Below are 17,801 nucleotides of genomic sequence, written 5' to 3'. Positions count from 1 at the left end.
TGCTTGAGACGGGCGGATTGCTGTCGTTTTGAGGGTTTCGAGGGTGTGCTAATGGCGAGGGTGCCGGTTTCTAATCGTGTGCGGTAGTGTGTTATCGGTCGAAGCGCGTGTGAAGTTCTGTTGCGAGCGTTGTTGATGCTATTCGCCGGGTTGCACCAATTGGTTGTCGTAAGCGAAAACGACTGCCTGTACACGGTCCCGTGAGTAGGTTTTCTGCAGAATATGCGCCACATGTGTCTTGACCGTCGGTAGGCTGATGCGCAGCTTGTCCGCAATTTCCTGATTGGACAGGCCGTGTGCGATCTCGGTCAGTACTTCGCGTTCGCGTTCGGTTAATGTATCGACTGCTGGGTCTCGGTAGGCAGGTGCTGAGGTATTCGCGCTCGGCTGCGCATTTGCAGCCGAACAGATGGTGTTGTGTCCTGTGGCTGCATTGTTGTGCCCATTGCCGGAAGTGCTGCCCGTATCGGTGTTGCCGGTGTTTGCTCCACTGGCAATGTTGCCGTCGGTGGATGCATTGTTTGCTGGTACACGCGCTGTCTCGAGTTTGCCTTCGACCATCTTTTCAATAAGTCGTTTGGTGGCGCTTGGGGCGATGATGGCGTTGCCTTGATATACCGTTCGAATCGAAGAGAGCAGTATTTCCGGTTCCGTGTCCTTCAAAAGGAATCCGGAGGCTCCGGCGTCGATGCCGTTCATCACATATTCGTCGAGATCGAAGGTGGTCAGAATAATGACACGGGTTCGTATGCCCTCGTCTTCTGAGCTGTCTTCGGCGTCGACGATGAGCTTGGTGGCTTGGATTCCGTCGGTTCCGGGCATGCGCACATCCATGAGTACCGTATCTGGTTTCAGTCGGAGGCTCAGTGCGACCGCCTCATCGCCGCTCGAAGCCTGTCCGACGACTTCCATATCGTCTTGGGAATCGATGACCATGGCAAAGCCTGCCCGTACCAGCTCCTGATCATCGGCGATAAGAACGCGAATGGGTCTCGTTTCATTCATGCCATCAACGCTACCAACATGCGAAGGCAATGTCATGGCCGGTAGGGTGAAGCGGATTGTAAAATGATGTCACTACACGGATTTTGCTCGCTGACGTTACTGTACGGGGTGCAACGGTGCCGCAGACATGGCGGCGTTGTTGTCACTACCGCCTGTTTCGCGCAGCATCCGCAAGAGTTGTCGCATGTCGGCCAGGGCCGATCGTCCCTCCTCGCCGATTTGTTTGAACGCTTCGTTGATGGTCTGCGGGGATGGGGTGTTGCCTGCCTTGACATCGCTGTCAAGCAAAGCCAAACCGTTGTTCGCTTGGTCGATCACACCAGCCAACGTCTCATTTATGGTTCCTCTGATCTCCGCGCTGATACGTTCACGTTCGTTGTTGGCGGCCGTAATTTGCTGTTTTGCGAATTCTTCTTCCATTGCCTGACGGCGCGATTCGAGAACGATAGCGTTGGTACCTCTGGTCCGTGTCCAAAGCGCTGAGCCGATTGCTACGAGGCACGTCGTGATCGAGATCACGGATAGAGCGGATGCTGAAATGAGATAGTCTGTTGCGGTCATTTCTGCGTGCAATTGGTATCGATGGCCCAAAATCATATCAAATAATGTCGGGTAGCCGGCTGGCGATTCGGTAAAACGAAGGGCGAACAGGATGCATCCGATCAGAGCGGCATAGCTGGACCATCGTCGTGAATGTCCTGTCCCATACAAGCAGACTGAGTGCAATGATATTGGGGCCATGAATACGACGATTGGTATATCCGGACAGAACATCAGGGATATAACGGCCGATGACAGCATCATCAGAGCTGCGGATTGGGGGAAACGGCGGCGCAAGGCAAGTGAAACGAAGGCGACCACGGACAATATGATGACGGCGACGGCTGAACCCGTTGATGGTATTGGATCAGTGGTGTTGAACAGCATGGTTCTCGTCTCCGAATCGTATTTGGAGGACAAGTGATTCCATGGGATGATGAGCATCATGAGACATGTGGCGGTGAGCGTATCCGAAAGTACATAGTGTGATGCGAAGAACCGAGAAATGCGTTCCACCCAGTTGAGTTTTGGGGCATCGATGCTCTGCGTCGAGTGCTTTTTCCCCATTCTCACTGCCTGTGAGAGAAGTCGTGGATGCGCTTTGGTGCCGTCCTTTGCGCGGCTCCGGGATTCCGCGATTTCAGGAATGAAAGAACGGTGGGGTGCTGTGGCAATGCCCGTTGGGTTTTCGGTGTTCGTCAATGCTGAATTCGGATGATTCAAATCGTTCACGACTCTATCTGCATGATAGTCATCGTTTCCTTGGGTGTTCGCAAGTTTCGTTGATCCGTTCTTATCGAAATCAAAAGGTATTGTCGCATCAACATCGAAACCGCCGTGTAGGGCTGGACCGGCCTGTACGTTGCCTCCAACGGCTTGTATGCGCTCGCGCATGCCGACAAGTCCGAATCCCGGATGGTGTCCGTCCGACACGGCTGCCGATCCGTTGCCGTTGTCATGGATGGACAAGCGCAGTGCTGATGCCTCCCATGTTTCCGTGACGGTGATTTCAGCGCCTTTGCCGGCATATTTACGAGCGTTCGTCAGTGCTTCCTGAACCGTATGAAAGATGGTGGACTGGGCGTTGTCCGTTAATCGTCGGGGTTGGGGGTGTCCGTGGATTATTCGCTTTACGCTTCCGTTGGTGGCCTGTGCTGTGGCATTCGCCTGGGCGACAAGTCCGCTGATTTGTTCATAGCCGTTGTGAGGCGCGCCGCCGAAAGTACCGAGTAAACCTTCCATGTCATGCTGTGCCCTGAGGGACTCGTTGGCGATGGTTTTCATGATGGTTCGTGCGGCAGCGGGGTCGTTGGATTCTGCATAGCGGCCTGCGTCGGACTGGATGATGATGGTGGAGAGAGTATGCGCCACCACATCATGCATATCGCGGGCGATTCGCGCGCGTTCGGCAGTGCGCGCAATGTTCAATTCCGCTTCTTCTCGTGCGGCAAGGGCGGCGTTCCGTTCTCTCAACAGTTGTGTGGTCATTCTCCTGCTGCGTGTCCAATAAGCCATGAAGCAGGCTGCCGTAAGCATGAGCATGATGATGATGAGAAGGATAGCGATGTACTGGAGAATACTGTTTGCGCAAGAGCTGTTGAGGGTCATGTTGCCGGACGTGTGGCAGGACAGGTAAACCTGACTATGGGTATCGTTTGCCTGTCCCGTACCGAAGATTGGACCGATTTCCTCGCTCCATGGAATGAGCACTGCCGCTGCCGAGCCGAGGATGACCGCCAATAGGATGAAAGTTTTGCTTTGTTTTTGATTGCCATGGACGATGACGGAATAGAGCATTACCGGTGCAAGTAAATCAGCAAAAACGAAGCTTGGGCCGGCTAACAATTGAGCAATGACAAGTCCGATGAATGAGTATGTTGCCTTTTCGGAATATCTGCGACGAAGGATGACGGGAATAAGCAGTGCGCATGACCAAGTTATTTGCCAGTTTTCATTGAAATCGGACCATAATCCTGGTTCGTGTTTCGTCACGCTGTCGTATGCAAGGAACAGCAGGACGAGCGCCCGTAGACAGTCTTCTATCACAGTGTTGTGGGCAGTCCATTTCACGAACCGTCGAATGGTGTTCATCTCTCTAGAATACCGTGAGCGCAAGGCGGTATGGCATCGTGTCCTTATTTGGGGTCTTGCGTATGTCCGGTAATTCGACGAATGCGTCAGATCTCGCGACGATGGCGGATATTTGCATGGCTGACGACGCTTGCCATGATTTGCGATGACGTGGGTCTTGCTGCCGGCAGGTACGTTCGATGATTTAGGATTAACGTACAAGGTATGTTTCGTGATAAGGAGTTTCCTATGGTGGGGAATGTGACGGTCGGATTCATTGGCTTCGGCAATATGGCGCAGGGTATTGCCAAGGGCTTGGTAAACAGGGGAGTGCTGGACGGTTCGCATATCGTTGCCAACTCCGGTCATTTCGAGAAAGTCGAGCGTGCAGCGGCGGCAATCGGGGCGCATGCGACACACAGCGCCAAGGAAACGGTTGCCGCCGCCGACGTGGTGGTTGTGGCGGTTAAGCCATGGCAGATCGAAACGGCGCTCGCCGATGTGCTGGAAGATCTTAGGCAGGATGACAAGTTCGTCGTTTCCGTTGCCGCAGGTCGCAATCTTGACTTCTATCAAGATCTTCTTGGTGATGTTGCACATGTGCAGTGTGTCGTTCCCAATACGCCGATCGAGGTTGGGCAGGGCATTCTGGTTACCGAAAACGCCAATAGCCTCACCGATGCCCAGCAAGACGTTTTCAATGAATTGTTCTCGCCAATAGCTCTGATTGAACGTGTGGATACGGGGTTGATGGGTATAGGCTCATCCGTGGCAGGATGCGCGCCTGCATTTACCGCCATGTACATAGAGGCATTGGCTGATGCCGGTGTGAAGTACGGGCTCAAACGCGAGAACGCTTATCGGCTGGCGGCGAAGATGACCGAGGGGGTCGGTGCCCTCTATATGGCAACCGGCACCAATCCGGGGGCTATGAAGGATGCGGTGTGTTCGCCGGGGGGTACCACCATCAAAGGTGTTACTGAGCTGGAAAAGCAAGGTTTCCGAGGCGCGGTAATTTCGGGGGTCGATGCGATTCAAAACGGCTGAATACACGGCAAGCGGTATCCGGGCTGTCTCTTTGCTTGAGCTGTGATGATGATTACGACGATAAGATATAGCTTGTTTAAACGGAATTGGTAAGAGCGCTGGTGGATTGACCATTCGGATTCGCATATGGCGTGTACGCGGGGATTGAACACTGGATTGCATTGCGTTTTTCTGCGTTATGATGAAGTTTCATCGACCAACTTGTTGTGGGGCCGCAAGTCATCGTATGAATCGAGGGGTGAAAGGTTATGGGCAGGGTTATTTTGGCGTCGCGCCCGCTTCCTGCCTGGCGTTTGTTGCTGAAATCCTTGCGGGAGCATGGCGGCTTGTACGCCGGTTTGCGCATCGCCTATATACCTACTGCCGATGTCGGTCAACCCAGCCGTTGTATGCGGCCTGCGGTGCGGCGTATGCTGCGTTCCACAGGGTTTCGCGTGCATGAGCTAGATGTTGCAAGGGCTGATATTAGGGAAATTCGCTATATTCTCACCACTTGCGACATTATTTGGGTAGGTGGCGGCAACAGCTTCTTCCTGCTTCATGAACTGCGTCGTTCCGGTGCAGCCGACCTTATTGTGCAACAAGTGACAGGCGGGGTGACCTATGTCGGTGTTTCGGCAGGTGCCGTTGTTGCAGGACCCGATATCGGGTATATCGGCCAGATGGACAGACGGGGGGTGGTTCCCGCATCGAATGATGTCAGCGGTTTGCATCTTGTGGATTTCCGTGTGGTTCCGCATCTTGACAATCCTATTATGGGCAGGGCGGCTAGGGCCATCGCCGCGGCGGAGCGTCGGGAGGGTCATCTGATTCATGCTCTGGCCGATGCATGGACCGTTATCGTCAAAGAACACAAGCCCCGTATTTTGCGTCATATGGTCTGAAGCTGGGTGGCATCCGTATCCAGACAACCCAGCTTCAGCTTCGCTCTGTTTATGCCGACGCAGTATTGTCGTCGGTTGCAATTTTTGAGGGGGAGACATCCACTTCATCCAAGGGGATGATGTGAGTGTGGTTCTTGATTTTGTATCCGAAATACAGGATGAGCACCAGAGGCAGACCGATGTAGGTGATGCCGATCTGCTGCCAATCCCAATTGATGAAGGCGTCGATATTTTGACCGCCGATCACAATGATGCACAGGATGAGAGCAATGATTGGGCCGAGCGGGAAAAGCTTGGCATGGTACTTGAGCTCGGAAAGCTTGTGACCTTGCCTGATGAACGCGCGACGGAAACGGAAGTGGCTGATGGCGATGCCAACCCAAGCAATGAACCCGGTCAGACCCGAGGCTGCGACAAGCCACATGTATATTTTCTCGCCAAAGATCGAGGAGCCGAAGGTCGCCAACGAGATGATTGTGGTGACCAGTAGGGAGGCCAACGGAATGCCATGTTTGGTGGTGCGAGCGAAGTACTTTGGCGCATACCCTTCTTCGGCCAGCGAATACAGCATCCGTGTCGATGCGTACATGCCTGAGTTTGCGGAGGAGAGCACTGCGGTCAAGACGATGGCGTTCATCACGCTTGCCGCCGCTGCGAGCCCAGCTCGGCGGAATACCAAAGTAAACGGCGACATGGCGATGTTGCCGTCTGCTGCCGACAGCAGATTCGGGCTGGTGTAGGGGATAATGGCCGCGATGACGAAAATCGACAGCATATAGAAGATGAGCAGACGCCAGAATACGCTGTGGATGGCTTTGGGCACCGCATGTTCGGGATCTTCGGATTCACCCGCGGTCACGCCGATCAGCTCGGTTCCCTGGAACGAGAATCCGGCGATGAGAAATACGTTCAGAATGGCAGGAAATCCGCCGACAAAGGGAGCATCCTTGTAGGTGAAGTTGCCCAGACCAATCGCAGGGTGATACATGATGCCGACGATCATCGCGAATCCGAGAACGAGGAAGACGATAACTGTAATGACCTTGATGAGGGAGAGCCAATATTCGGTTTCGCCGAACGCCGACACGGTCAGTGCATTGATGAGAAATATGATTCCCAAAACGACCAAGCTCCAGACCCACCCAGGAGTGTCAGGTAGCCAGTATTGGATGAGGAGCGCGGCCGTGGAGATGTCGACCGCAACGGTGATGGCCCAGTTGAACCAATAATTCCAACCCATTGCAAATCCTAGGGCAGGGTCAACGTATTTGGCGTTATATGTGGCGAAGGAGCCCGAAACCGGTTGGTTGGTGGCCAATTCACCAAGACTTGTCATCAGGAAGTAGACCATGATGCCCATGGCGATATAGGCCACGAGCCCGCCGCCTGGGCCTGCCTTGGCTATGGTTGATCCTGAGGTCATGAACAGGCCGGTGCCGATGCATCCGCCGAGGGCGATCATCGAGACGTGACGTGTTTTGAGGTTGCGCTGCACGCCGCCAGATTGAGACGGACTGTGTTGTGTCGCCGTTTTCTTACCAGGCGTGCTCGCGATGTTGTTGTTCTGGTTTTTGCCTGTATGGCCGGTTTGCACCGACATGGGTTCCTCCCTTGATGAGGAAGAAGTTCGATGATCGGGCGAGCTCGCCATGATTTGTGGAGCCGGCAGGGTCACGCATCATCGCGAGAAGTCCACCAAGCTCATTCATCGACAGCTCTCCACGGTTTCCCGTGACAGTCCCGGATCTATTGGATCCGGGCCCAACCCCTGAGGCAGAATGACTTCAGGAATTTCGGCCAAACCTCCTTTCGCCGTCGGTCATGGACGCAATCTCGCCTCGCGACGGTTACTGATAGGTTCAGCGACCTCTTCTACGAATAATCAATATGCGAAACAATAGGACCTTTTCGGGACAATTTTTTTGTTTGGTAGGTCTTAACGTTTCGTCCGGTTTGACGGTAGACTTGTGGCTATGTCTTTAACTATCGGAATTGTCGGTTTGCCCAATGTCGGCAAGTCGACCATGTTCAATGCTTTGACCCGCAACAACGTGCTCGCGGAGAACTATCCGTTCGCCACCATCGAGCCTAATACCGGCATCGTGCCCCTTCCTGACGACCGCCTTGCCGTGTTGGCGGACTTGGTGCACACCGAAAAGGTTGTGCCGGCCACCGTAACTTTTGTTGATATAGCAGGTATCGTCAAGGGAGCGTCCGAGGGTGAAGGTCTGGGCAACAAGTTCCTTGCCAATATTCGCGAAGCCGATGCGATTTGTGAAGTTGTCCGCGCCTTTAAGGATGACGATATCGTTCATGTCAATGGCAAGGTCGGTCCTTCCGATGACATCGAGACGATCAACACCGAGCTTATGCTCGCCGACCTGCAGACCATTGAGAATGCGCTGCCGAAGCTCGAGAAGGAGCTGCGGGGCAAGAAGGTCACGCAGGAATATGTCGATGCGGTCAACAATGCGAAAACCATTCTTGAGGATGGCGAAACGATCGATCATGCGGCAGCGGCCGGTAAGATCGACAAAGCCGACATTTACGATCTGCATCTGCTTACCGCCAAGCCGTTCATCTACGTGTTCAACGTCGATGACACCGAGCTTGACGACAAGGACTTCCAGAAGCAGCTCGCCGATTCCGTTGCCCCGGCGCAGGCTATTTTCCTCAACGCTCAGTTCGAATCCGATCTCACCGAGCTGGATGAGGATGATGCCCGCGAGATGCTTGCCGAGGCGGGTCTGAAGGAATCTGGTCTTGACCAGCTGGCGCGCGTCGGCTTCGATGTGCTGGGTCTGCAGACCTTCCTGACCGCCGGTGTCAAGGAAGTGCGTGCCTGGCAGATCCATCAGGGCTGGACTGCGCCGCAGGCCGCCGGTGCCATTCACAGTGATTTCGAGCGTGGCTTCATCAAGGCCGACATCGTCTCATACGATGATTTCGTCGCCGCCAAGGGCAGCATGAATGAGATCAAGGAAGCCGGCAAGTTGCGCCAGGAAGGCCGTGACTATGTGATGCAGGACGGTGACATCGTAGAATTCAAGTTCAACGTCTGACCTTGTTTTCCGCCGACACTAGATAGGAGCGGCTCGATATTGAATCAACATCGGGCCGTTTTTTTGCCTTGATGGTTGAATGATGATGTAGATGTCGTTTTCTGATGAAGAGAAGGGCTTGATGTTGCAGCAGAAACAGTACGTATGTGACAAGTGCGGTTGCCAGCATTATACTTCCGACCAATTCCAGGCGACCGGTGGTGAGTTCGCGAAGCTTTTCAATGTGCAGAACAAGAAGTTCATCACCATCAGCTGCACGCAATGCGGCTATACCGAGCTGTATCGTGCTGAGACCAGTGCCGGCATGAACATCCTTGATTTCTTGATGGGTTGAGGGGTTCCGTATTATAACCATCTCCTCATAGCACGCCCGCCGTGTTTTCGCGGAAGCCAAATTCGGCGAATTGCGCAAACTTATCAAAGACATTCGTTGATATCAGGCATCTTGAATACACGAGGAGTGGTTTCATACGATTCATAGTGGTTTTGAAGCGATGTTGTACCGTTATGCGCGTCCGGATCTGGTGGGCAATCGGCATGTGGGTAGGGTGTTGAACCGAGTGTGATACGCGTATAGGATGGAACCGCAGCTTCTTTTCAGCTCGGTTTGTTGCGTTGTTGCAAGGTCCGTTGAATCTATACATAAGGAGTGTTGTTATGCATCTGCTATTGACTTCCATGCTTCATCCGAAGATGCGTGAAGTGCTGACCGGTAGAGTCGTCTATATCCAGGATGCGGCGCGTATCCTTTTGGAAAGTCCGAAACTCCGTGAACATGCGCAATCGGAGCATCGGCAGGTCGAAGAATGTGGTTTCGAGATGGTTGATCTCATGCTTGCGACGACACCCAAGGAGCAGATTGTCGACGTTCTGGATCATGCGGACAGCATCTATATGGCCAGCGGTGAAACCTTTGACTTGCTCAACGCGCTGAAAACGTCCGGAGCCGATCGGCTGATCGTCGACAAGGTGTGCGCAGGAATGCCGTATGTCAGTTCGTCCGCCGGCTCGGTTGTCACTGGCCCGAGTATAGACCCCATCAGTGTGATGGATTCTCCGGATCTCGCCCCCGATCTTCATGACTACACCGCGCTCGGGCTTATCGACAAGTACATCGTGCCGCATGCACAAGGTACCGGGCCGTATTCCGCTGACATCATTTCGCAGACCATCGAAAAGTACGGTGACGACTATCCGCTCCTTCTGCTCAATGATGGGCAGGCGCTGGAAGTGGAGGGTGACGAGCAGCAGGTCATCTAGCCTCGTCCTGTGGTTGTTGTTTTTTATTGTGACTCTCGAGGACGTGGCGGCAGGCAGGTTTTGTGGCTAGTGTTACAAGCGTATGAGGCTGAGCGGGTGCAGTCATGTTTAGTGTTGGTGCGGTTTTCTGGTGCGTTATCAACAGGCTGGTTGTTGGTGACGCAATTAACACATTGATTCAACGGCGAAGACGTTTCGGATGGGATAATGGGAGGCATCCCCTGTCGAACGAGGTTATGGGGTTTGAAATGTGAAGAGGCCGATATGGCTGATGGACAACGAGTGGTAATTCTGGGTGGGCACGGCAAGGTTGCTTTGCTTACCGAATCGAAGTTGAAGAAAGCGGGGTTCGCGATTGATGCGGTTATCCGTAACCCTTCACAGGCCGATGATGTACGCGAGGCCGGCGCGAACCCGGTGGTGTTCGATATGGAACATGCGAACGTCGACAGTGGCGAGCCGGTGACTCCCGAGCAGCGTGTCACCTCGCACGGTAACGTGGCTGCGGTCATCGCCCGTGTGATTACAGCCGGAGTGGCTAAGCGTAAGACGGTCGTCTTTTATGATGGGGACAACCTCATCGACGAGGTACTTGTCTGAGCCTCATCGCCTGAACAAATGTAAAACAGCAGGAAGCGCCATGCCATACCTTGTGTGTGATGGTGCTTTTGCTCTAACAGTCGTATTTTCGTCCTGTCATCGTTTCCATCGGTTTTTGCCGTATTGTGGTCTTATGGTGTGAAAACAGACGACAAGGAGCGGAGCTATGACGGTTGCGTTGAAACGGGTGTATGAAGGGGTTGAAGGCAGGGATGGATATCGTGTTCTGGTTGACAGGCTGTGGCCGCGTGGTGTTGCCAAATCGGACGGCAAAGTAGATTTATGGCTCAAAGACATTGCACCTTCGACACCGTTGCGCAAGTGGTTCGGTCATGACCCGTCCAAATTCGAGGAATTCGCCGAACGGTACCGTGATGAATTGGATGCCAATGTTGAAGCCGTTGAAGCTCTGACCAATATGTGCCGTGAGCATCCCAAGATCACATTGCTTTACGGCGCCAAGGATCAGGAGCATAATCACGCGATTGTACTGCGCGATTATCTGGTGCGGCAGATTGAATGAATCCATAGCCTGCCGCTAGGTTTTCGTTCACGTCTTCTTGAATGTCGAGAGGCAATCCCGACGGCCATTCGCCTAAGGTGTAACAATGCTGTGGCAACAGTGACGTTATCAATTCCGTGAACACGGGAGCGTGAGTGTGCCGTTACCCAGTACTTCAATGTGTGGATGACGCGAGGTTTCGACAAGCCCGATGCGGTATTTGCGTCCGATTGCGTCTACGGGGAAACCGATGGTCGCATCTATGAAAACCGCAACAGGATTCATCGTAGGATAGATGATGCGATTGAGCGTCGAATCGTCTTGACTTGGAAGATCACCAATTCACTCACGCCCGTGGAAGAGAAAGACGGCCTTCCATCACCCTATTTTGGACATGCGTGGCTTACGATGTTGGTGTGAGAGGCCCTAAGATTTCGACGATGTTCCCGCTGTGGGGTTCAATCGTCAGAACAAGATGGGGCTGGTTCATGAATTGCGGGCCCAAAGACGTTATGACTACCTTTACGAAGGCGAGTAAAGCTTTCGGACGATAAGCATAGGTAACGTTAGAGGAATTTTCGTCTAGGTCGGTTGAAGATTGATCGTTGTTGTCTTTGTTGGGGCATATTGATCCGATATGCAATTAGATGTATTCCAAAACTTGAGTCTCATTGGGTCAAGTTTTGTTCACTACGGGTTAAATTCGGGAAGCCGAAGCGGGAATACCGGTTGAGCAAAGTGACAAGAAAAGGACTTGGAGCCGAGAGGTTCCGGAGCTTGTCGCCGCCCGGCCGGTTAACCCGTCAGCCGAGGACGTCACGGCTTGCCTCATTACGAGGAGTATTGATTATGGCTATGTTTCCTGCTTTGATGCATGATGCGTTCTCTGATATGTTCGATGATCCGTTCTTCGCAGGTTGGGGCGATTCGGGCAGCCGCATGAGCAGCCCGATTGTTTCATCCAACATGATGAAGACCGATGTGCGTGAGACTGCCAGTGCTTATGACGTTTCTATCGATATGCCCGGTTTCAAGAAGGACGATATTTCCCTTGAATTGCATGACGGCTATCTGACTGTTTCCGCCAAGCGCGACGAGAACCACGATCAAAAGGACGATGAAGGCCGTTGGCTACGTCGCGAGCGCTACGCCGGTACCTGCTCCCGCAGCTTCTATGTCGGCGATCAGGTCAAGGAATCCGATGTGCATGCTGGTTACAAAGATGGCACGCTGAGCCTTGAGATTGCGAAGGTGCAGCCGCAGCCCAAGGTCGAAGCCAAGCATCAGATTGCCATTGGAGACTGATGGTTCGTTCAACTCATTGCTCGCACAGACTTGAGAACCGCTAAAGCGCTTTCCTGTTTCCTGCCGATGTATCACGCAGGAGACGGGAGGCGTTTTTGTTGCGCCGGCTTGTTGCCCTATGTGGACAAAGCGCTTCGTTGTTCGGTCATGTCGTGCCGCTTCGCCGGTCGTCATTCTTACCTGCTTTGATCCGCATTGCCACACTCGTCGTTCCATACAAGTCATTGTTGTGCGATAATGATTCAAGAGCCACGAATGTGGCGAGTGAAGTAGGGAGAACGAGGTCGGCTTATGGGCATGCCAATGGATTTGTATGTGATCAGACACGGCGAATCGGAGGCAAACGTCATTGTCAAGGCGGGGGAGCACGGCGACAATTCTCTGTATAAGCAAGACAATGTCACGGTGCCCGACCGTTCGTGGAGGCTTACGGCTACGGGGCGCAAGCAGGCCTATTGTATCGGTCGCTGGCTGGTGGAGCAACAGCAGCTTTTTGATCGTTACTTGGTCTCTCCATACGTTCGCACCCGTGAGACTGCCGCCACGATGGCATTGCCCAAAGCCAAATGGGAGGAAACACGCGTGCTTCGCGAGCGTTCGTGGGGCGAAATCAGCACAGTGACGCAGGATGTCTTTAGAAACAACTACGAACGCAACTGGTTGTTCAAGAAAACCGACCCGCTGTATTGGCGTCCACCGGCCGGTGAATCCATTGCCGATGTTTCGGAGAATCGCGTTCATAATCTGCTTACTTCGTTGAATCGAAAAGCGGAAGCCCAGTCCGTAATCGCGGTGACTCATGGGGATTTCATGCTTTCGTTGATGCTCACGCTCGAAGATCTTTCGGATGAGGAGTTTTTGCGCCGTGCTGACAGCGACAGTTGGAAAATCACCAATTGCACTTGCCTGCACTATTCGCGTCGCGATCCCAATACCGGTCGCACGGACGAACGCATCCGCTATGAGCAGACCGCTCGTCCTGTCTATGACAACGATACGGGCCGGTGGACGGTAAAGGTCGACCCGTGGCGTGAGTTTCAGCGCCCGCTTCTTTCCAACGGTGACTTGGTGGATGTGGTCCAATCGGTTTCTCCTCATTTGTAAAGAGACGACACGCCGTTTGTCAAGATGGTCGCTAAAATGTCCCAAGGCGCGTGGCTGGATTAAAGTTGCGCGGTTAATCCTCTATTCCTCAATTCGTGGCGGAAGTATGCCAAAAAGGAGCCAAGGATGGGCAATATGTTCACTTGGAAAATGCATGGTGACGGCAAAACGCTGAGTCCCGGTGAAGTCGTCGAGCCGGATGAACGCATGACATGGGGAAGGACAGCAGGTATTGGCGCCCAGCACGTCGTCGCGATGTTCGGCGCGACCTTCCTGGTTCCGATCCTCACAGGCTTCGATCCGTCGACGACATTGTTCTTCACGGCGATGTCTACCGCGTTGTTCCTGTTGATCAATAAGAATGAGCTACCTAGTTATTTAGGTAGCTCATTTGGTTTTATAGCGCCGATTGTTGCGGTTACCACCGCGAACAAGGGTCTTGCTGTGGCAAGCTTTGGCATCATGGTCACCGGTCTGCTTTTGGCTTTGATCGGTCTTCTGGTCCATTTCGCCGGTGCCAAGTGGATTGACATCATCATGCCTCCGGTGGTCAACGGTGCTATTGTCGCCATTATCGGTTTCAACCTTGCACCGTCGGTGTGGAACAACTTCCAGAAGGCTCCCGACACGGCAGCGGTTACGCTGCTTGCCGTTTTGCTTGTTGCCGTCCTGTTCAAGGGATTGCTCGGTCGACTAAACATTCTGCTCGGCGTGCTTGTCGGTTATGCCTACGCCTGCTTCCGCGGCCAGGTTGATTTTGCCGCGGTCGGCAAAGCAGCATGGATTGGTTTCCCTCACTTCCACCTGCCACAGGCCGATTTCTCAGTGCTGCCGATGTTTATTCCGGTGGTCATGGTGCTTATCGCCGAAAATGTGGGCCACGTCAAGTCCGTCGCTCAGATGACCGGCCGCAACTATGACGACAATATCGGTGATGCGCTCTTGGCTGACGGTCTGGGAACCGCAATCGCAGGTTTCGGTGGCGGCTCCGGCACGACCACCTATGGCGAGAACATCGGTGTAATGGCCGCTACCCGTGTCTATTCGACCGCTGCCTACTGGTGTGCTGCGGGCTTCGCGCTGGTCCTTAGCCTGTGCCCGAAGTTCGGTGCCATCATCAATACGATTCCCGCTGGCGTACTCGGTGGAGTCACCACCCTGCTCTACGGCATGATCGGTATGGTCGGTGTGCGCATCTGGGTCGACAATCATGTCGATTTCGGCAAGCCTCTGAACAACATGACCGCAGCCGTTACCATGATCATAGGCATCGCTGATTTCGGCTTCGCGGTTTCCGGGGTCAAGTTCAACGGTATCGCTATTGGCACCGTCGCAGTGCTGCTGATGTATCACGGTTTACGCGCCATCGGCCGCGCCACCGGTGCCATTGTTGAAGATGATAATGATGAGCGATGAAGGTAGCGATGCTGAAATAGCCTCCTTTGCATAGTGGTAATGCCTGATAGTGCCGGATGGCGATGTTTCGTCTCCGGCACCATGCATCTGGGCTCGTATGGAAGTATGGCCGGCTCTTGGTGCTGATCGTGATACGCGATGTGAATAAAAGCGATGTTGCAAGCTGCTCCATATATCGAACACGTTTGATAAAGTCGAAGCGTTTTTTTCAGTGAAGTTATCGATGAACGGCTAATCCGTTGTGTATAAGGGGTTCAAGGATGAACAAGAAAAACGCAGTGGTCACCGGCGGAGCTGCTGGGCTCGGGTTTGAAATGGTTCAACGCCTTATTGCTCAAGGGTGGATGGTTCATGTGATCGATATCGACGGCGAACGCATGGATGAATTGAACCAGCGGTTTGATTCTGATTCTTATCGAGGCTATGTCGGAGACATCTCGGATGAGAATTTCATCAATGCAACATTTGCATGCATCGCAGCGATGGGTCATATTGATTTGCTTATCAATAATGCTGGTCAGCCTTCCTTCAAAACGCCGATTGCATATCATGGCGAGGATATCGACAAGTGCCTTAAAGGCTTGAAGGGTATGGTGCTTTGTTGCGTGGCTGCATTGAAGGAAGATGGCGAGGATGATATCAAGATAGCCAATGTCATGAGCACCGCAGCAACAAGGGGTAATGCCGAAGAATCTGTCTATTGTGCTGCTAAATGGGGTGAAAAGGGCTATACAGAAAGTCTTAAAGCTGCTTATAAAGGATCCAGCGTAAAGATAGTGGGTGTCTATCCAGGCGGTATCGATACCGATTTCTATAAGGAAAGCCGCGACTATGTTTCTTTGGAAAAACAGCATTCGTTTATGCGGGCCGGTGACCTTGCCGAAGTGATTGTGCGTAATCTTGTATGTGAAGAGGATCTCACGGTTTCTGATATTCGTATCGATCGCAACTAGTTTCGGAATCGTTTCCAAAGTGTGTGCAGCATTGCACGATTGAATGTAATTTCAATGTCGCTATCGTGGTGATGGAAGGGCGGAAGCTGAATATGATTGGAATGCGTGATGTCGTCTGCAAAGCAAACGTTTCGTTAAGCGGTCTCGCCGTTCGTCAATCCTGCAACGTTATGTGGTGGAGGGCGTAACTTCCGGTGCAGCTAAGGGATGAATCGTTTTGCAAGTGTTCAGGGGTCGACCGTTTGCGTGGTCGGCCCCTTTTGCGTACGCGTGCGGAATGACGAAGGTTTCAGTTTGCACTGGGGAGAATTTGGTGAACGCATCACAGAAATGTGACCCTGTCTCTCTTGGGCCGCAATGTGTCCTGGTTTATCAATCATCGAGCGGTTTCATCTTGGTGGAACCGCTCGATGATGATAAATTCAATGTTCTCGAAGAGTGAATTAACGATTGAATCGTATGACCGCTGGTGAAACAGGCCATATTCTTTGGGCAAGTTGATCCTGGTAGTGCTTAGTGGAGTCTGTTCGTCACTTTCGACGGATAAGGCTGTCGAGAATGCCGATGATGATGCCAATCACAGCGGGGATAAGCCATGTCAGTTGGGCGCCGTAAAGCGGCAGGGACTCCAATGCATTGCTTATTGATGCCAGCGAAAGACCGAAAACGTCCAGGAGCTTAACCAGGCAGTCAAAAATGGAGAAAACCGATACCAGCAAAACGGTCCAGAAGTAAACCTTAGGGAATTTGGAAGAGAACGACTTTTGCACAAGACTGAGCAGTATAAGCACGATCGAGATTGGATACAGTGCCCCGAGTACCGGAAGTGAAACTGTAATGATGGCACTCAGTCCGGCGTTCGAAACGATGAAACTGAACACCGAAAAGACCATGCTCCACTCGCGATAGGAGACTGGATGGTCGAAGACCGTGGTGAAGTGCTCTTCGAAATAGGTGGCGCAAGTCGAAATAAGACCGGTACACACGTTGAAACACGCAAGTACGAAAATCAGCCCGACGAACGCTGTGCCGATTGAGCCGAATGCCGTGGTGGTCAGGTTGGTCAACACAGTAGCGCCTGTGTCTGTCTTACTGTTGGCTGGCTTGATGCTTCCGCTGACAGCTCCGATGAAGGAGAGGGCTGCGTAAATCAGGATAAGCAGGATTCCCGCGCCGGTTCCAGCGATGCCGGTTTCGCGACGGTTAGCGTTTGTTTCAGTGACACCGAAATTCGAAACATTGGCGGAGATGACGATGCCGAAGTACAAGGCAGCGAGTAGATCCATCGTTTGGTAGCCGTTGATAAAGCCTGTGATCAGAGATCCTTGACTGTAATCGCCGACTGGTTTGCCCAGCGGCCCATGGTTGACGAACACGCAGGCCACGAACATGACGACGATGAGTACCAGTAGCAACGGTCCCATGATGCGCCCCAGCGACTTGGAAAGCTGTTCCGGGTGTTGGCTTAGCAAAAACGAGAGTGTAAAGAACACAACGGAATAGATCAACAATGCCAAACGGTTGTTTTCGCCGATGAACGGGGTGATGGCCATTTCATAGGAGGTCGTGGCTGTACGCGGGATGGCGAAACATGGACCAATGGCCATGATGATAACAAAGGCCAAGATTGTGGCGAACTTGGGGGAGACCCGTGATGCGAGATGCTCGAAACCACCCGCCGATGCCACAGCAAGGACGCCGAGAATCGGCAGACCGACGGCCGACACGATAAAACCGATGGTGGCCGGCAGTGCGGCGGATTGTGCCTGTGCACCCATAAGAGGCGGGAAAATGAGATTTCCTGCCCCGAAAAACATCGAGAAAAAGGTAAAGGCGGTTGCCAGTCGGTACTTACCCGAAAGTTTCATCGATTTTGATTGTTGCGCCGTGTTTTGCGAATCAATGCTTGCTTGCGGCTCGGTTTCTGGGGCTGCGGTTCCTGACATATCTGCTCCTGGACTTCTCATTGGATACCACATGTGACTTATGCGGACGACGCCCACTATACAGCAAGAATGAGGTTTGGCTACGGTTGTTATTTTGCCTGATGAAT

At 52.9% G+C, this 17,801-nt stretch carries 16 protein-coding genes and 1 riboswitch; of the genes, 12 read left to right on the top strand and 4 right to left on the bottom strand.

Features of this window, described 5'->3' with window-relative positions; translation table 11 throughout:
- Positions 1-138 precede the first annotated feature (138 nt).
- Both GA0061077_RS03190 and GA0061077_RS03185 read right to left on the bottom strand, forming a co-directional pair.
- A complete protein-coding gene (locus GA0061077_RS03190) occupies positions 139-1,005 on the bottom strand; it encodes a response regulator (protein WP_091847638.1) in 867 nt (288 codons plus the stop codon).
- 96 nt (positions 1,006-1,101) lie between these two features.
- A complete protein-coding gene (locus tag GA0061077_RS03185) occupies positions 1,102-3,636 on the bottom strand; it encodes a sensor histidine kinase (protein ID WP_446325275.1) in 2,535 nt (844 codons plus the stop codon).
- Positions 3,637-3,864: 228 nt separating this feature from the next.
- On the opposite strand from GA0061077_RS03185, the gene proC reads away from it, so the two are divergent.
- The gene (gene proC / locus GA0061077_RS03180; protein ID WP_091847637.1) at positions 3,865-4,662 is read left to right on the top strand and encodes a pyrroline-5-carboxylate reductase; all 798 of its coding nucleotides are present in this window, start codon (positions 3,865-3,867) and stop codon (positions 4,660-4,662) included.
- A gap of 248 nt (positions 4,663-4,910) precedes the next feature.
- Entirely contained in the window at positions 4,911-5,546 is a 636-nt protein-coding gene (locus GA0061077_RS03175) for a Type 1 glutamine amidotransferase-like domain-containing protein (protein ID WP_091847430.1), read from the top strand.
- Between the two features lie 49 nt (positions 5,547-5,595).
- Here the strand turns inward: GA0061077_RS03175 and GA0061077_RS03170 are convergent, their stop codons facing one another.
- Entirely contained in the window at positions 5,596-7,146 is a 1,551-nt protein-coding gene (locus tag GA0061077_RS03170) for an amino acid permease (protein WP_091847429.1), read from the bottom strand.
- A 104-nt stretch (positions 7,147-7,250) separates the two neighbouring features.
- A riboswitch (Lysine riboswitch) is annotated at positions 7,251-7,426 on the bottom strand.
- 93 nt (positions 7,427-7,519) lie between these two features.
- Between GA0061077_RS03170 and ychF the strand changes: the two genes are divergently transcribed.
- The 10 genes from ychF to GA0061077_RS03120 all read left to right on the top strand — a co-directional run bounded on the left by ychF (position 7,520) and on the right by GA0061077_RS03120 (position 15,748).
- Positions 7,520-8,608, top strand: coding sequence for a redox-regulated ATPase YchF (gene ychF / locus GA0061077_RS03165; protein WP_091847428.1), 1,089 nt, complete (start codon positions 7,520-7,522; stop codon positions 8,606-8,608).
- Between the two features lie 91 nt (positions 8,609-8,699).
- On the top strand, positions 8,700-8,942 hold the full coding sequence (locus GA0061077_RS03160) for a zinc ribbon domain-containing protein (RefSeq protein ID WP_234696476.1): 243 nt from the start codon (positions 8,700-8,702) through the stop codon (positions 8,940-8,942).
- 323 nt (positions 8,943-9,265) lie between these two features.
- Positions 9,266-9,868, top strand: coding sequence for a Type 1 glutamine amidotransferase-like domain-containing protein (locus GA0061077_RS03155; protein ID WP_091847427.1), 603 nt, complete (start codon positions 9,266-9,268; stop codon positions 9,866-9,868).
- Between the two features lie 243 nt (positions 9,869-10,111).
- Entirely contained in the window at positions 10,112-10,468 is a 357-nt protein-coding gene (locus GA0061077_RS03150) for a Rossmann-fold NAD(P)-binding domain-containing protein (protein WP_200754439.1), read from the top strand.
- A gap of 166 nt (positions 10,469-10,634) precedes the next feature.
- Positions 10,635-10,991: a DUF488 domain-containing protein gene (locus GA0061077_RS03145; protein ID WP_091847425.1), complete on the top strand. Its 357-nt coding sequence runs from the start codon at positions 10,635-10,637 to the stop codon at positions 10,989-10,991.
- A gap of 165 nt (positions 10,992-11,156) precedes the next feature.
- Complete coding sequence (locus GA0061077_RS03140) at positions 11,157-11,390, top strand: hypothetical protein (protein WP_091847424.1); 234 nt, start codon at positions 11,157-11,159, stop codon at positions 11,388-11,390.
- 429 nt (positions 11,391-11,819) lie between these two features.
- Complete coding sequence (locus GA0061077_RS03135) at positions 11,820-12,275, top strand: Hsp20/alpha crystallin family protein (RefSeq protein ID WP_091847423.1); 456 nt, start codon at positions 11,820-11,822, stop codon at positions 12,273-12,275.
- Positions 12,276-12,566: 291 nt separating this feature from the next.
- A complete protein-coding gene (locus tag GA0061077_RS03130) occupies positions 12,567-13,379 on the top strand; it encodes a histidine phosphatase family protein (RefSeq protein WP_091847422.1) in 813 nt (270 codons plus the stop codon).
- A gap of 126 nt (positions 13,380-13,505) precedes the next feature.
- Positions 13,506-14,795 (top strand): uracil-xanthine permease family protein, encoded by a 1,290-nt coding sequence (locus GA0061077_RS03125; protein WP_091847421.1) that lies wholly within the window; start codon positions 13,506-13,508, stop codon positions 14,793-14,795.
- 260 nt (positions 14,796-15,055) lie between these two features.
- A complete protein-coding gene (locus GA0061077_RS03120; protein ID WP_091847420.1) occupies positions 15,056-15,748 on the top strand; it encodes an SDR family NAD(P)-dependent oxidoreductase in 693 nt (230 codons plus the stop codon).
- A 530-nt stretch (positions 15,749-16,278) separates the two neighbouring features.
- On the opposite strand, the gene brnQ is transcribed toward GA0061077_RS03120, so the two are convergent.
- Complete coding sequence (gene brnQ, locus GA0061077_RS03115) at positions 16,279-17,616, bottom strand: branched-chain amino acid transport system II carrier protein (protein ID WP_091847635.1); 1,338 nt, start codon at positions 17,614-17,616, stop codon at positions 16,279-16,281.
- Between the last annotated feature and the right edge of the window lie 185 nt (positions 17,617-17,801).

Origin of the sequence: Bifidobacterium commune (genome assembly GCF_900094885.1) — a bacterium.
Classification (GTDB): Bacteria; Actinomycetota; Actinomycetes; order Actinomycetales; family Bifidobacteriaceae; genus Bifidobacterium; species Bifidobacterium commune.
Note: the sequence above shows the minus strand (reverse complement) of the source record. Positions and strands in the feature narration are given on the sequence as shown.

Excerpts from the sequence above, each read along its gene's own strand:
- GA0061077_RS03175 (WP_091847430.1), top strand. The coding sequence starts at position 4,911 with ATGGGCAGGGTTATTTTGGCGTCGCGCCCGCTTCCTGCCTGGCGTTTG.
- GA0061077_RS03160 (WP_234696476.1), top strand. The coding sequence starts at position 8,700 with ATGTCGTTTTCTGATGAAGAGAAGGGCTTGATGTTGCAGCAGAAACAG.
- brnQ (WP_091847635.1), bottom strand. The coding sequence starts at position 17,616 with ATGAAACTTTCGGGTAAGTACCGACTGGCAACCGCCTTTACCTTTTTC.
- GA0061077_RS03120 (WP_091847420.1), top strand. The coding sequence starts at position 15,056 with ATGAACAAGAAAAACGCAGTGGTCACCGGCGGAGCTGCTGGGCTCGGG.
- GA0061077_RS03125 (WP_091847421.1), top strand. The coding sequence starts at position 13,506 with ATGGGCAATATGTTCACTTGGAAAATGCATGGTGACGGCAAAACGCTG.
- GA0061077_RS03130 (WP_091847422.1), top strand. The coding sequence starts at position 12,567 with ATGGGCATGCCAATGGATTTGTATGTGATCAGACACGGCGAATCGGAG.
- GA0061077_RS03135 (WP_091847423.1), top strand. The coding sequence starts at position 11,820 with ATGGCTATGTTTCCTGCTTTGATGCATGATGCGTTCTCTGATATGTTC.
- GA0061077_RS03145 (WP_091847425.1), top strand. The coding sequence starts at position 10,635 with ATGACGGTTGCGTTGAAACGGGTGTATGAAGGGGTTGAAGGCAGGGAT.
- GA0061077_RS03155 (WP_091847427.1), top strand. The coding sequence starts at position 9,266 with ATGCATCTGCTATTGACTTCCATGCTTCATCCGAAGATGCGTGAAGTG.
- GA0061077_RS03185 (WP_446325275.1), bottom strand. The coding sequence starts at position 3,636 with ATGAACACCATTCGACGGTTCGTGAAATGGACTGCCCACAACACTGTG.
- proC (WP_091847637.1), top strand. The coding sequence starts at position 3,865 with ATGGTGGGGAATGTGACGGTCGGATTCATTGGCTTCGGCAATATGGCG.
- GA0061077_RS03140 (WP_091847424.1), top strand. The coding sequence starts at position 11,157 with ATGACGCGAGGTTTCGACAAGCCCGATGCGGTATTTGCGTCCGATTGC.
- ychF (WP_091847428.1), top strand. The coding sequence starts at position 7,520 with ATGTCTTTAACTATCGGAATTGTCGGTTTGCCCAATGTCGGCAAGTCG.
- GA0061077_RS03190 (WP_091847638.1), bottom strand. The coding sequence starts at position 1,005 with ATGAATGAAACGAGACCCATTCGCGTTCTTATCGCCGATGATCAGGAG.
- GA0061077_RS03170 (WP_091847429.1), bottom strand. The coding sequence starts at position 7,146 with ATGTCGGTGCAAACCGGCCATACAGGCAAAAACCAGAACAACAACATC.